This is a genomic window from Escherichia sp. Lx600-2 (assembly GCF_036662595.1).
Taxonomy (GTDB): domain Bacteria; phylum Pseudomonadota; class Gammaproteobacteria; order Enterobacterales; family Enterobacteriaceae; genus Escherichia; species Escherichia coli.
The window spans coordinates 99866-114466 of record NZ_JAYQWM010000004.1 but is presented as its reverse complement, the minus strand read 5'-3'; the positions used below and the strand labels follow the sequence as shown (position 1 = coordinate 114466).

Genomic DNA, 14601 nt, shown 5'->3' with positions numbered 1-14601 from the left:
GTTAACTAAAATCCCAGTTCGTTAACATTTTTGCGTTTTGATAGCGCAACCTTCAGGAAAAATTATGGAGCTGCTCTGCCCTGCCGGAAATCTCCCGGCGCTTAAGGCGGCCATCGAAAACGGCGCAGATGCTGTTTATATCGGGCTAAAAGATGATACCAATGCCCGTCACTTCGCCGGCCTTAACTTTACCGAGAAAAAATTGCAGGAAGCGGTGAGTTTTGTCCATCAACATCGCCGCAAACTTCACATCGCGATTAACACTTTTGCGCATCCGGACGGTTACGCCCGCTGGCAGCGCGCCGTGGATATGGCGGCGCAGCTGGGTGCCGACGCGCTGATCCTCGCCGACCTCGCCATGCTAGAGTACGCCGCCGAGCGTTACCCGCATATTGAGCGTCATGTGTCAGTGCAGGCTTCGGCGACCAATGAAGAGGCGATTAACTTTTATCATCGCCATTTTGACGTTGCTCGCGTGGTGCTGCCGCGCGTGTTGTCGATTCATCAGGTGAAACAACTGGCACGGGTCACACCTGTACCACTGGAAGTCTTTGCTTTCGGCAGCCTGTGCATTATGTCGGAAGGTCGTTGCTATCTGTCGTCGTATCTGACGGGTGAGTCGCCCAACACCGTAGGCGCGTGTTCTCCGGCCCGTTTCGTGCGCTGGCAACAAACGCCGCAGGGGCTGGAATCCCGCCTGAACGAAGTGCTGATCGACCGTTATCAGGACGGCGAAAACGCAGGTTATCCGACGTTGTGTAAAGGGCGTTATCTGGTGGACGGCGAGCGCTATCACGCGCTGGAAGAACCAACCAGTCTCAATACCCTGGAACTGCTGCCGGAGTTAATGGCGGCGAATATCGCTTCGGTGAAAATTGAAGGCCGCCAGCGTAGCCCGGCGTATGTCAGCCAGGTGGCGAAAGTCTGGCGTCAGGCTATCGACCGTTGTAAGGCCGATCCGCAAAACTTCGTACCGCAAAGCGCGTGGATGGAGACGCTCGGGTCGATGTCCGAAGGCACGCAAACCACCCTTGGCGCGTATCACCGTAAATGGCAGTGAGAAGAGCAATGAAATATTCCTTAGGGCCAGTGCTGTGGTACTGGCCAAAAGAGACGCTGGAAGATTTTTATCAGCAGGCCGCCACCAGCAGCGCCGACGTGATTTATCTTGGCGAAGCGGTATGCAGCAAGCGCCGGGCAACCAAAGTTGGCGACTGGCTGGAGATGGCAAAATCGCTCGCCGGAAGTGGTAAGCAGATAGTGCTCTCCACGCTGGCGCTGGTGCAGGCATCATCTGAACTGGGCGAACTGAAACGCTATGTTGAGAACGGTGAGTTTCTGATTGAAGCCAGCGATCTCGGCGTGGTGAATATGTGCGCTGAACGCAAACTGCCGTTCGTCGCCGGACACGCGCTGAACTGCTATAACGCGGTGACGCTGAAAATATTGCTCAAACAGGGCATGATGCGCTGGTGTATGCCAGTGGAGCTTTCCCGCGACTGGCTGGTGAATCTGCTTAATCAGTGCGATGAGCTGGGCATTCGTAACCAGTTTGAAGTGGAAGTCCTGAGCTACGGTCATCTGCCGCTGGCCTACTCCGCCCGCTGCTTTACCGCGCGTTCGGAAGACCGCCCGAAAGATGAGTGTGAAACCTGCTGCATTAAGTATCCGAACGGGCGCAACGTGCTGTCGCAGGAAAACCAACAAGTGTTTGTACTCAATGGCATTCAGACCATGAGCGGCTACGTTTACAACCTCGGTAACGAGCTGGCATCCATGCAGGGCCTGGTTGATGTGGTCCGCCTGTCACCGCAGGGTACTGACACTTTCGCGATGCTCGACGCCTTCCGCGCTAATGAAAATGGCGCTGCACCACTGCCGTTGACGGCGAACAGCGACTGTAACGGCTACTGGCGGCGGCTGGCAGGACTGGAGCTGCAAGCCTAAGTAAATAGCTCACTTTGTTAACAACTTTAACTACTCTTTAATGCAGTATTAAAGATTAATCGGTAACAAAGTGAGCTGTTATGACTGATAAAACCATTGCGTTTTCGCTACTCGATCTGGCCCCCATTCCCGAAGGTTCTTCAGCGCGAGAAGCATTCTCCCACTCTCTCGATCTCGCCCGTCTGGCTGAAAAGCGCGGCTATCATCGCTACTGGCTGGCAGAACACCACAATATGACTGGCATTGCCAGTGCTGCCACGTCGGTATTGATTGGCTATCTGGCGGCGAATACCACCACGCTGCATCTGGGGTCTGGCGGCGTGATGTTGCCTAACCACTCACCGTTGGTCATTGCAGAACAGTTCGGCACGCTCAATACACTCTATCCGGGGCGAATCGATTTGGGGCTGGGTCGTGCTCCGGGTAGTGACCAGCGAACCATGATGGCGCTACGTCGTCATATGAGCGGCGATATTGATAATTTCCCCCGCGATGTCGCGGAGCTGGTGGACTGGTTTGACGCCCGCGATCCTAATCCGCATGTGCGCCCGGTACCAGGCTATGGCGAGAAAATACCGGTGTGGTTGTTAGGCTCCAGCCTTTACAGCGCGCAACTGGCGGCGCAGCTTGGTCTGCCGTTTGCGTTTGCCTCACACTTCGCGCCGGATATGTTGTTCCAGGCGCTGCATCTTTATCGCAGCAACTTCAAACCGTCGGCACGACTGGAAAAACCATACGCAATGGTGTGCATCAATATTATCGCTGCCGACAGCAACCGCGACGCTGAATTTCTGTTTACCTCAATGCAGCAAGCCTTTGTGAAGCTGCGCCGTGGCGAAACCGGGCAACTGCCGCCGCCGATTCAAAATATGGATCAGTTCTGGTCACCGTCTGAGCAGTATGGCGTGCAACAGGCGCTGAGTATGTCGCTGGTGGGCGATAAAGCGAAAGTGCGTCATGGTTTGCAGTCGATCCTGCGCGAAACCGACGCCGATGAGATTATGGTTAACGGGCAGATTTTCGACCACCAGGCGCGCCTGCATTCGTTTGAGCTGGCGATGGATGTTAAGGAAGAGTTGTTGGGATAGTGTGTCTTAACGCGGGAAGCCTTATCCGAGCTGGCAACGCTATCCTACGTAGGCCTGATAAGCGAAGCGCATCAGGCATTGTGTAGGCAGCAGAAATGTCGGATAAGGCCCGCTGATTACTGATACACCGGCAGCAAATTAAAGCTCGATAAGATATGGACCAGTGCGTTGCCGACGCCAAACACCAGAATCAGCGCAATCATCGGCTTGCCACCCCAGACGCGGAATTTCGGGCTGCCAAAGCGTTTACGCGATGCACGGGCTAACAGCGCCGGAACAATTGCCGCCCAGATGGTAGCCGCTAAACCAGCATAACCAATGGCGTACAGGAATCCGTTCGGGAACAACAGCCCCCCCACAACTGGCGGGGCAAAGGTCAGCAATGCCGTTTTAAAGCGGCCCACAGCCGAGTCGTCGAAACCAAACAGATCTGCCAGATAGTCAAACAAACCCAGCGTTACGCCGAGGAACGAACTCGCTACCGCAAAGTTTGAGAACACGACCAGCAGCAGATCCAGACTACGGCTGTTCAGTACGCCGCTTAACGCCTGTACCAGCACATCAATATTACCGCCCTTCTCTGCAATACCGATAAACTCCGGACGCGGGATGTTACCCATCGTCGCCAGCAACCAGATGGTATACAGCGCCAGCGCCATCAGCGTACCGTACACCAGGCATTTCACGATGGTTTTCGGATCTTTGCCGTAATACTTCATCAGGCTTGGCACGTTACCGTGATAACCAAACGATGCCAGACAGAACGGCAGGGTCATCAACAGATACGGTGCATAAGACGCATTGCTTTCGGCGACGTTGAACAATGTCGCAGGCTGCACATGTCCCAGCAGGCTACCAAAGGTGAGGAAGAAGGTAATGACTTTCGCCCCCAGCACAATCGCTGTCATGCGACTGACGGCTTTAGTGCTCAACCACACCACAAACGCTACCAGCAATGCAAAACCAAAACCCGCCGCCCGTGCCGGGACGTTTAGTGACATCTCTGCGAAGGTGTGATGCAGAATCGAACCACTGGCAGAAATATAGGCATAGGTCAGGATATAGAGCACAAAGGCAATGGAAATGCCGTTGACCACGTTCCAGCCTTTGCCCAGCAAATCTTTGGTGATGGTGTCAAAACTCGAACCGATTCTGTAATTCAGGTTAGCTTCCAGAATCATCAAGCCGGAATGCAGCATACAGAACCAGGTAAAGATCAGCGCCGCCATTGACCAGAAAAACCACGCCCCGGACATGACCACTGGCAGAGAAAACATCCCTGCGCCAATAATGGTGCCGCCGATAATCACCACGCCGCCAAGCAGCGACGGTGACGTTTGGGTGGTGGTTAGTGTTGCCATGAGGGCTTCTCTCCAGTGAAAAATAGTGCGACTGCGTTGTTATGTATTGCACTGTACCAGTACACGAGTACAAAAGACAGAAAAAAAGCCCCGATGGTTCAAATCGGGGCTGTATATATTATTTTACAGACTGTGTTCGCTGTTCAGCGATGATTACGCATCACCACCGAAACGACGACGACCGGTAGAGTCATCACGACGCGGAGCGCGGCCTTCACGACGTTCGCCGCTAAAACGACGACCATCACCACGACCACCTTCACGGCGTTCACCGCTGAAGTTACGACCACCTTCACGACGCTCGCCACTGAAACCACGACCACCGCCACGACGCTCTCCGCCAGTATGCGGCTGTGCATCGCCCAGTAATTGCATATTCATCGGCTTGTTCAGAATGCGAGTACGTGTAAAGTGTTGCAGCACTTCACCCGGCATACCTTTCGGCAGTTCGATGGTGGAGTGAGAAGCAAACAGCTTAATGTTACCGATGTAACGGCTGCTGATGTCGCCTTCGTTAGCAATCGCACCAACGATATGACGAACTTCAACACCATCATCGCGGCCCACTTCAATACGGTACAACTGCATATCGCCAACATCACGACGTTCACGACGCGGACGATCTTCACGGTCGCCACGCGGACCACGGTCGTTACGATCGCGCGGACCACGGTCATCACGGTCACGGAATTCACGTTTCGGACGCATCGGCGCATCTGGCGGTACGATCAGAGTACGTTCACCCTGTGCCATTTTCAGCAGTGCCGCAGCCAGAGTTTCGAGATCCAGCTCTTCACCTTCTGCAGTCGGCTGAATTTTGCTCAGCAGTGCGCGGTATTGATCCAGATCGCTGCTTTCCAGCTGCTGCTGTACTTTAGCGGCGAATTTTTCCAGACGGCGTTTGCCCAGCAGTTCTGCGTTCGGCAGTTCTACTTCCGGAATAGTCAGCTTCATAGTACGTTCAATGTTGCGCAGCAGACGACGCTCGCGGTTCTCAACGAACAACAGCGCGCGGCCAGCACGACCCGCACGACCGGTACGACCGATACGGTGAACGTAAGACTCAGAATCCATCGGGATATCGTAGTTAACCACCAGGCTGATACGCTCAACGTCCAGGCCACGGGCTGCAACGTCGGTCGCAATCAGGATGTCCAGACGACCATCTTTCAGGCGTTCCAGTGTCTGCTCACGCAGCGCCTGGTTCATGTCACCGTTCAGCGCGGCGCTGTTGTAGCCGTTACGCTCAAGAGCTTCAGCCACTTCCAGAGTCGCATTTTTGGTACGAACGAAGATAATCGCCGCATCAAAATCTTCCGCTTCCAGGAAACGTACCAGTGCTTCGTTTTTACGCATACCCCAGACAGTCCAGTAGCTCTGGCTGATGTCAGGACGGGTAGTCACGCTGGACTGAATGCGCACTTCCTGCGGCTCTTTCATAAAGCGGCGGGTAATGCGACGAATCGCTTCCGGCATGGTTGCAGAGAACAGAGCGGTCTGATGACCTTCCGGGATCTGCGCCATAATAGTTTCAACGTCTTCGATGAAGCCCATGCGCAGCATTTCGTCAGCTTCATCCAGAACCAGACCGCTCAGTTTAGAGAGGTCCAGAGTGCCACGTTTCAGGTGGTCCAGCAGACGGCCCGGAGTACCGACAACGATCTGCGGCCCCTGACGCAGGGCGCGTAATTGCACGTCATAACGCTGGCCGCCGTACAGGGCAACCACATTTACGCCGCGCATGTGTTTAGAGAAATCCGTCATTGCTTCAGCAACCTGTACCGCCAGTTCGCGGGTCGGTGCCAGCACCAGAATCTGTGGTGCTTTCAGCTCAGGATCAAGATTTTGCAGCAGAGGTAAAGAGAATGCTGCAGTTTTTCCGCTCCCCGTCTGGGCCATACCCAGAACGTCGCGGCCATTCAGCAGATGTGGAATACACTCTGCCTGAATTGGAGATGGTTTTTCGTAACCCAGATCGTTAAGGGCTTCAAGGATAGGAGCCTTCAGGCCCAGATCTGCAAAAGTGGTTTCGAATTCAGCCATGTAGTACGTGTGCCTCAAAATTAATGGCGGCCAGTCTACATAACTCATCATGAAATTGATCAGCAATTTTCATTGAAAAGTGTGAACCGGCTCAAAGTAGGTGTATTAACGAACAACAACGCCCTCACCCGTTAAGGTGATGGCAATCAAAAAAGATTACGGGCTGATGTGTACGTCAGCTATTGCTGGTCCGATTCTGCCAGGTCATCTTGGTCCTGGCCCAGGAGCGATAATTCCAACAATGCGTATCGGTGCTCAACAAAGTTATGAACGTTGTTGGCAACCGCCAGTTTGAACAGTGCCGTGGCGCTGTCCAAATCCCCCAGACTTAGGTAGTACTTACCTAAATAGAAGTTGGTTTCACTGAGATGCTCAGCGAGCGAGGTGTTATCCGTTGCGTCCGCCTTGAGCCTTTCCATTAACGTTTGTTCGCTAATGTTGCCCAGGTAGAACTCGACAATGTTCCATCCCCACTGTTCCTTATCCGATTTTTCGAAGTGCTGTTTCAACACTTCTTTAGCCTGCTTCTCATCGAGCTTCTGCTCGGCGAGATAAAGCCACAGACTACGGAAAGGATCATTGGGATCGTCTTGATAAAACGCCAGCAGATCATCTTGCGCTAACTTGTCACGACCGCCGTAATATAATGCGATCCCGCGATTCAAGTGCGCGTAGTTGTAAGTTGGATCAAGCTCAAGTACAGAATCAAACGCTTCATAGGCAGCATCAAAATTGCCTGCCTGCGTTAAATATATGCCTAAGTAATTGAATACTTCAGGCATATCCGGTCGGATTGCCAGCGCTTGCGAAAAATCGTTACGCGCTAATGCCCTCAGACCGAGACTATCATACAACACTCCGCGCTCATATAAAAGCTGTGCGCGTTCGTCATCGGTTAAAGCCCGACTGGCAAGGATTTGTTCCATACGTGCCAGAATCACTTCCTGCTGTAAAGTCGGTTGCAATGGTACCGCGAGGACTTCACTTTTACGCCAGGAAGTATTACTGCATCCTGCAAGCGTAAGTGCTGTCGCAACGAAACACCAGCGCAAAAAAGGCTTCATTTCCCACTCCCGAAGACCACGGTTGAATGAACGTCCTGTTCCCGGTTGCTAACAAGGCGTCCTGCCCGGTTAAAAACCCCCCGCCGCAGCGGAGGGCAAATGGCAACCTTACTCGCCCTGTTCAGCAGCCGGAGCTTCCGGTGCTGCAGCAGGTTGAGACTGCTCAGTCGCTTCTTTAATGCTCAGACGGATACGGCCCTGGCGATCAACTTCCAGAACTTTCACCGGTACTTCCTGACCCATCTGCAGGTAATCGGTCACTTTCTCAACGCGTTTGTCAGCGATTTGAGAGATGTGTACCAAACCTTCTTTACCGCCGCCGATGGCAACAAATGCGCCAAAGTCAACGATACGGGTCACTTTACCATTGTAGACGCGGCCCACTTCGATTTCTGCAGTGATCTCTTCGATACGACGAATAGCGTGTTTCGCTTTCTCGCCGTCGGTCGCTGCGATCTTCACAGTACCGTCATCTTCGATTTCGATGGTGGTGCCGGTTTCTTCGGTCAGGGCACGGATAACAGAGCCGCCTTTACCGATAACATCTTTGATCTTGTCCGGGTTGATCTTGATGGTATGGATACGCGGTGCGAACTCAGAGATATCGCCACGCGGCGCGTTGATCGCCTGTTCCATTACACCCAGGATGTGCAGACGCGCACCTTTAGCCTGGTTCAGTGCAACCTGCATGATCTCTTTGGTGATACCTTCAATTTTGATATCCATCTGCAATGCAGAGATACCGTCGCGGGAACCCGCAACTTTGAAGTCCATATCGCCCAGGTGATCTTCGTCGCCCAAAATGTCAGACAGTACAACGTAGTTGTCGCCTTCTTTCACCAGACCCATTGCGATACCCGCAACGGCAGCTTTGATCGGCACACCTGCGTCCATCAGCGCCAGAGACGCGCCGCACACGGAAGCCATAGAAGAGGAACCGTTGGATTCAGTGATTTCAGACACAACACGTACGGTGTACGGGAATTTGTCCATATCTGGCATGACTGCCAGCACACCGCGCTTCGCCAGACGACCGTGACCAATTTCACGACGCTTCGGAGAACCGACCATGCCGGTTTCGCCTACGGAGTACGGAGGGAAGTTGTAGTGGAACAGGAAGGTGTCGGTACGTTCGCCCATCAGTTCATCAAGAACCTGTGCGTCACGAGCGGTACCCAGCGTTGCAGTAACCAGTGCCTGCGTTTCACCGCGGGTGAACAGCGCAGAACCGTGAGTACGCGGCAGCACGCCAGTACGCACATCCAGACCACGGATCATATCTTTTTCACGACCGTCGATACGCGGTTCGCCTGCCAGTACGCGGCTACGAACAACGTTTTTCTCGATCGCGTGCAGAATCTCACCCAGTTCGTTTTCGTCCAGGGTTTCGTCTTCAGCAAGCAGCGTTGCGATGGTTTCAGATTTGATGACATCAACCTGCGCATAACGCTCTTGTTTGTCGGTGATGCGGTAAGCATCGCTCAGACGAGCTTCAGCCAGTGCAGCAACGCGCGCGTTCAGCGCTTCGTTTACCGGCTCCGGCTGCCAGTCCCAACGCGGTTTACCGGCTTCTTTCACCAGTTCATTGATGTTCTGAATAACAACCTGCTGTTGTTCATGACCGAACACTACTGCGCCCAGCATCTGGTCTTCGCTCAGCAGTTCAGCTTCAGATTCAACCATCAGTACAGCGGCTTCAGTACCCGCAACAACCAGATCCAGTTTGCTCTCTTTCAGCTCGTCCTGAGTCGGGTTCAGTACGTACTGGTCATTGATGTAACCTACGCGGGCAGCACCAATCGGACCATTGAACGGAATACCAGACAGAGACAGTGCTGCGGAAGCACCAATCATCGCGACGATATCCGGGTTAACTTGCGGGTTAACAGAAACCACGGTGGCGATAACCTGAACTTCGTTGACGAAGCCTTCCGGGAACAGCGGGCGAATCGGGCGGTCAATCAGACGCGCGATCAGGGTTTCGCCTTCGCTTGGGCGGCCTTCACGACGGAAGAAGCTACCCGGGATACGACCAGCAGCGTAGGTACGCTCCTGATAGTTAACGGTCAGTGGGAAGAAATCCTGACCTGGTTTGGCTTTTTTCTGGCCAACAACGGTAACAAATACCGCGGTGTCATCCATGCTAACCATAACAGCGGCAGTAGCCTGACGAGCCATCATGCCGGTTTCCAGAGTCACGGTGTGTTGGCCGTACTGGAATTTACGAACGATCGGATTAAGCAATGTAATATCCTTTCTCTTTCTTAGACAGTACCTTACGGCACTGGTGTTAATACCCGATCTTCTGCGCATCCTCGCGACTAATGACAACCCTAACCCAGCCCAATGTGGGTAAAGCCTCTCATTAGCCGCGCGAACCTCTGCAACGGAAGATCATTCATAGCAACAATACATTAGTTTCCAGTGAATTGCTGCCGTCAGCTTGAAAAAAGGGGCCACTCAGGCCCCCTTTTCTGAAACTCGCAAGAATTAGCGACGCAGACCCAGGCGCTCGATGAGCTGGGTGTAACGTGCTACGTCTTTACGTTTCAGGTAGTCGAGCAGTTTACGACGCTGAGAAACCATGCGCAGCAGACCACGACGGCTGTGGTGATCTTTTTTGTGCTCTGCAAAGTGGCCCTGCAGGTGGTTGATCTGTGCAGTCAGCAGTGCTACCTGAACTTCGGTAGAACCGGTGTCGTTTGCGTCACGACCAAACTCAGAAACGATTTTAGCTGTTGCTTCAGTACTTAGAGACATTTTAAAACTCCAAAGTATATAGAATGAAAGGACGCCGATCTCTAATTCAGCGATCCCAGTGTACGTTACGCAAAGTGTTAAACAATTTACGCGACGTTAAGCGGCAGTATTCTACTCGTAGCGACCTGTTATCGCAAGACGGTTAACATTACGCCGGGTATTCAACCACCAGACGACGAGGCGCAACGCGGCCTTCATCGTCAATTTCGCCCATACCGATAAACTTGCCGTTCTCACCTTCCGTAACGCGAACCAGTCCTTCCAGCGGCGCGCCAGATGTACGAACCGGGTTACCATTTTTGAAGTAAACAGAAGACATTAACGGAAGATTCACCACCGTGTAGTCCGAAGCTGGACTGTCCATTGGCATCAGTAATGGATCAAGTAACTCCGCAGCCGGAATATCCTGCTGTTCGGCTTGTTCGACCAGTTCACGCAGATGTTCCAGGGTCACCATCCGTTCAACCGGATATTTACTTACCGCCAGACGACGCAGGTAAATAACATGCGCGCCACAACCGAGTTTTTCACCCAGGTCATCAATGATGGTGCGGATATAAGTGCCTTTTGAGCAGTGAATTTCCAGCTCCAACTCATTGCCTTCATGGCGAATAAACAGCAATTCATAAACGGTAATTGGACGCGCTTCACGCGGAACTTCAATGCCCTGACGCGCATATTCGTACAGTTTTTTGCCCTGGTATTTCAGTGCTGAATACATCGATGGGATCTGTTCGATATCGCCACGGAAAGTATCCAGTGCCGCCGCCAGTTGTTCTGCACTAAAGGTTACCGGACGCTCTTCAACGATTTGTCCGTCGGCGTCAGAAGTATCGGTACGCTGTCCAAGACGCGCAATAACCCGATAGCGTTTGTCGGAGTCCAGCAGATACTGGGAAAACTTCGTCGCTTCCCCGAGGCAAATCGGCAACATGCCGGTCGCCAGCGGGTCCAGCGCACCGGTATGCCCGGCACGGTTGGCGTTATAAATCCGTTTCACTTTTTGCAGCGCATCGTTGCTGGACATACCCTGAGGTTTATCCAGCAACAAAACGCCGTTAATGTCGCGACCGCGACGACGAGGACGACTCATTAGTCCTCCTTGCTGTCGTCCGGGTTAACACGACGTTCTTCGTCATGTTTGACCACGCTGGTCACCAGGTTTGACATGCGCATCCCTTCAACCAGAGAGTTGTCGTAGAAGAAGGTCAGTTCCGGCACGATACGCAGGCGCATCGCTTTCCCCAGCAGGCTGCGGATGAAACCAGAAGCTTCTTGCAACGCTTTGATGCCCGCTTTAACCGCGTCTTCATCTTTGTCGTTGAGGAACGTCACATATACTTTGGCATACGCCAGGTCGCGAGACATTTCGACACCGGAAACGGTGGTCATCATGCCCAAGCGAGGATCTTTAATTTCACGCTGCAGGATGAGAGCGATCTCTTTTTGCATTTCCTGCGCTACGCGCTGCGGGCGACCAAATTCTTTCGCCATAATAAATTCTCCTGACAAAAAAGGGGCTGTTAGCCCCTTTTTAAAATTAATTTCAGGTGGAAGGGCTGTTCACGTTGGCCTGATAAGACGCGCCAGCGTCACATCAGGCAATCCATGCCGGATGCGACGTAAACGCCTTATCCCGCATGGAACCCTAAAAACCTTAAGCGATGGTACGTTGGATCTCGATGATTTCGAATACTTCGATCACATCGCCAGTGCGGACGTCGTTGTAGTTCTTAACGCCGATACCACATTCCATACCGTTACGGACTTCGTTAACGTCATCTTTGAAGCGGCGCAGGGACTCCAGCTCGCCTTCATAGATAACCACGTTGTCACGCAGAACGCGGATCGGGTTGTGACGTTTAACCACACCTTCGGTAACCATACAGCCTGCGATGGCACCAAATTTCGGCGATTTGAACACGTCACGAACTTCCGCCAGACCGATAATCTGCTGTTTCAGTTCCGGAGACAGCATACCGCTCATCGCCGCTTTCACTTCGTCAATCAGGTTATAGATGACGGAGTAGTAACGCAGATCCAGGCTTTCCGCTTCAATCACTTTACGTGCAGAGGCATCAGCACGTACGTTAAAGCCAACCAGGATGGCGTTGGACGCCGCAGCCAGGGTGGCGTCGGTTTCGGTGATACCACCTACGCCAGAACCGATGATCTTCACTTTAACTTCGTCAGTAGACAGTTTCAGCAAGGAGTCGGAGATCGCTTCGACAGAACCCTGTACGTCTGCCTTGAGGACGATATTCACTTCGTGAACTTCGCCTTCGGTCATGTTGGCGAACATGTTCTCGAGTTTAGATTTCTGCTGACGCGCCAGTTTAACTTCGCGGAATTTACCCTGACGATAGAGTGCAACTTCACGCGCTTTCTTCTCGTCACGTACAACGGTAACTTCATCACCCGCAGCCGGAACACCGGACAAGCCGAGGATTTCCACCGGAATGGACGGACCCGCTTCCAGCACTTCCTGACCCAGTTCGTTACGCATCGCACGAACACGACCGTATTCGAAGCCACACAGAACGATATCGCCCTTGTGCAGAGTACCTTCACGTACCAGAACGGTAGCAACCGGACCACGACCTTTATCGAGGAAGGATTCGATAACCGCACCGCTCGCCATACCTTTACGTACCGCTTTCAGCTCCAGAACTTCCGCCTGCAGCAGGATAGCGTCCAGCAGTTCATCGATACCGGTACCCGCTTTCGCAGATACGTGTACGAACTGGCTTTCACCGCCCCACTCTTCCGGCAGGATGCCGTACTGGGAGAGTTCGTTCTTAACGCGATCCGGATCGGCTTCTGGTTTATCGATCTTGTTCACTGCAACCACCACCGGTACCTGCGCCGCTTTCGCGTGCTGGATTGCTTCGATGGTCTGCGGCATTACGCCGTCGTCGGCAGCAACAACCAGGACTACGATGTCAGTTGCCTGCGCACCACGTGCACGCATTGAAGTAAACGCGGCGTGCCCCGGGGTGTCCAGGAAGGTGATCATGCCGTTTTCAGTTTCAACGTGGTATGCACCAATGTGCTGGGTAATGCCGCCCGCTTCGCCAGAGGCCACTTTCGTTGAGCGAATGTAGTCCAGCAGAGAGGTTTTACCGTGGTCAACGTGACCCATGATGGTCACAACCGGCGCGCGCGGTTCAGCCGCAGCACCCGTGTCACGGTCGCTCATTACCGCCTCTTCCAGCTCGTTTTCACGACGCAGGATAACTTTGTGGCCCATCTCTTCAGCAACCAGCTGTGCGGTTTCCTGATCGATAACCTGGTTGATGGTTGCCATTGCGCCCAGTTTCATCATCGCTTTGATGACCTGAGAGCCTTTAACCGCCATCTTGTTCGCCAGTTCGCCAACGGTGATAGTTTCGCCGATCACAACGTCACGGTTAACGGCCTGAGCAGGCTTCTGGAAGCCTTGCTGCAGCGAAGAACCTTTACGTTTTCCGCCCTTACCGCCACGTACTGCTGCGCGTGCTTCTTCACGATCAGCTTTTGATTCAGCGTGTTTGTTGCCTTTCTTCGGACGCGCTGCTTTCGCGTTACGACCACGGCCACGGCCGCCTTCGACTTCACGATCGCTTTCGTCTTCTGCCTGGCGAGCATGTTGAGAAGTAGTGACGTGATAATCGCTGGAATCTTCAGTCGGTTCCGCGTTATCAGTCCATTTGTTTTCTTCCGCCATACGACGTGCTTCTTCAGCAACGCGACGTGCTTCTTCTTCGAGTTTACGACGCGCTTCTTCTTCGGCTTTACGCTTGAGCTCTGCAGCTTCCTGCTCACGGCGGGCTTTTTCAGCCTGGGCGTTTTTAGTCATATCGTCTTGTTGATTGCTCACTTTGTCTTTTTCCGCAGCTTCACGTTTCGCTTGTTCAGCAGCTTCACGCTTAGCTTGTTCTGCGGCCTCACGTTCAGCTTTTTGTTGCGCCTCGCGTTTAGCCGATTCTTCTGCCTCACGACGGGCTTGCTCTTCCGCTTCACGCTGCGCTTGCTCTTCCGCTGCAAGGCGTTCAGCCTCTTGCGGATCGCGTTTCACAAAGGTGCGTTTCTTGCGGACTTCGATTTGTACCGATTTGCTTTTTCCACCGGTACCAGGAATGTTAAGGGTGCTGCGTGTTTTACGTTGCAGCGTCAATTTGTCCGGGCCTGAATTTTTCTGATTCAGGTGGTCAATCAAAGTCTGTTTCTCTTGTGCAGACACAGAGTCGTCAGCAGACTTCCGGATACCTGCATCAGCAAATTGCTGTACCAGGCGTTCCACGGAGGTCTGTCGCTCTGCGGCCAGCGTTTTAATCGTTACATCTGTCATGCTGTTCC

General features: G+C 53.1%; 12 protein-coding genes. 3 read left to right on the top strand and 9 right to left on the bottom strand.

Features of this window, described 5'->3' with window-relative positions:
* Nucleotides 1–64: 64 nt before the first annotated feature.
* From ubiU to OQV04_RS02585, 3 genes are all read left to right on the top strand, one after another.
* Nucleotides 65–1060 (top strand): ubiquinone anaerobic biosynthesis protein UbiU, encoded by a 996-nt coding sequence (gene ubiU / locus OQV04_RS02595; RefSeq protein ID WP_000421305.1) that lies wholly within the window; start codon nucleotides 65–67, stop codon nucleotides 1058–1060.
* Between the two features lie 8 nt (nucleotides 1061–1068).
* Nucleotides 1069–1947, top strand: coding sequence for a U32 family peptidase (locus OQV04_RS02590; RefSeq protein ID WP_001297426.1), 879 nt, complete (start codon nucleotides 1069–1071; stop codon nucleotides 1945–1947).
* A gap of 80 nt (nucleotides 1948–2027) precedes the next feature.
* The gene (locus OQV04_RS02585; RefSeq protein WP_000130380.1) at nucleotides 2028–3035 is read left to right on the top strand and encodes a luciferase-like monooxygenase; all 1008 of its coding nucleotides are present in this window, start codon (nucleotides 2028–2030) and stop codon (nucleotides 3033–3035) included.
* Between the two features lie 116 nt (nucleotides 3036–3151).
* On the opposite strand, the gene mtr is transcribed toward OQV04_RS02585, so the two are convergent.
* The 9 genes from mtr to infB all read right to left on the bottom strand — a co-directional run bounded on the left by mtr (nucleotide 3152) and on the right by infB (nucleotide 14593).
* Entirely contained in the window at nucleotides 3152–4396 is a 1245-nt protein-coding gene (gene mtr, locus OQV04_RS02580; RefSeq protein WP_000224350.1) for a tryptophan permease, read from the bottom strand.
* 153 nt (nucleotides 4397–4549) lie between these two features.
* Nucleotides 4550–6439, bottom strand: a complete 1890-nt coding sequence (gene deaD / locus OQV04_RS02575; RefSeq protein WP_001301504.1) for an ATP-dependent RNA helicase DeaD — start codon at nucleotides 6437–6439, stop codon at nucleotides 4550–4552.
* On the bottom strand, nucleotides 6432–6512 hold the full coding sequence (gene yrbN / locus OQV04_RS02570) for a protein YrbN (protein ID WP_010723222.1): 81 nt from the start codon (nucleotides 6510–6512) through the stop codon (nucleotides 6432–6434). The genes deaD and yrbN overlap by 8 nt, the downstream gene beginning before the upstream one ends.
* A gap of 106 nt (nucleotides 6513–6618) precedes the next feature.
* Nucleotides 6619–7503, bottom strand: a complete 885-nt coding sequence (gene nlpI / locus OQV04_RS02565; RefSeq protein WP_000802080.1) for a lipoprotein NlpI — start codon at nucleotides 7501–7503, stop codon at nucleotides 6619–6621.
* 108 nt (nucleotides 7504–7611) lie between these two features.
* Nucleotides 7612–9747, bottom strand: a complete 2136-nt coding sequence (pnp, locus tag OQV04_RS02560; RefSeq protein WP_001298330.1) for a polyribonucleotide nucleotidyltransferase — start codon at nucleotides 9745–9747, stop codon at nucleotides 7612–7614.
* Between the two features lie 246 nt (nucleotides 9748–9993).
* Nucleotides 9994–10263 carry a 30S ribosomal protein S15 gene (gene rpsO / locus OQV04_RS02555; protein WP_000059466.1) on the bottom strand — a complete coding sequence of 90 codons (270 nt, stop codon included), beginning with the start codon at nucleotides 10261–10263 and terminating at the stop codon, nucleotides 9994–9996.
* Nucleotides 10264–10411: 148 nt separating this feature from the next.
* Nucleotides 10412–11356, bottom strand: a complete 945-nt coding sequence (truB, locus tag OQV04_RS02550; protein WP_032281656.1) for a tRNA pseudouridine(55) synthase TruB — start codon at nucleotides 11354–11356, stop codon at nucleotides 10412–10414.
* On the bottom strand, nucleotides 11356–11757 hold the full coding sequence (rbfA, locus tag OQV04_RS02545) for a 30S ribosome-binding factor RbfA (protein WP_001040205.1): 402 nt from the start codon (nucleotides 11755–11757) through the stop codon (nucleotides 11356–11358). The genes truB and rbfA overlap by 1 nt, the downstream gene beginning before the upstream one ends.
* 163 nt (nucleotides 11758–11920) lie before the next feature.
* Nucleotides 11921–14593, bottom strand: coding sequence for a translation initiation factor IF-2 (gene infB, locus OQV04_RS02540; protein WP_000133044.1), 2673 nt, complete (start codon nucleotides 14591–14593; stop codon nucleotides 11921–11923).
* Nucleotides 14594–14601: the final 8 nt, after the last annotated feature.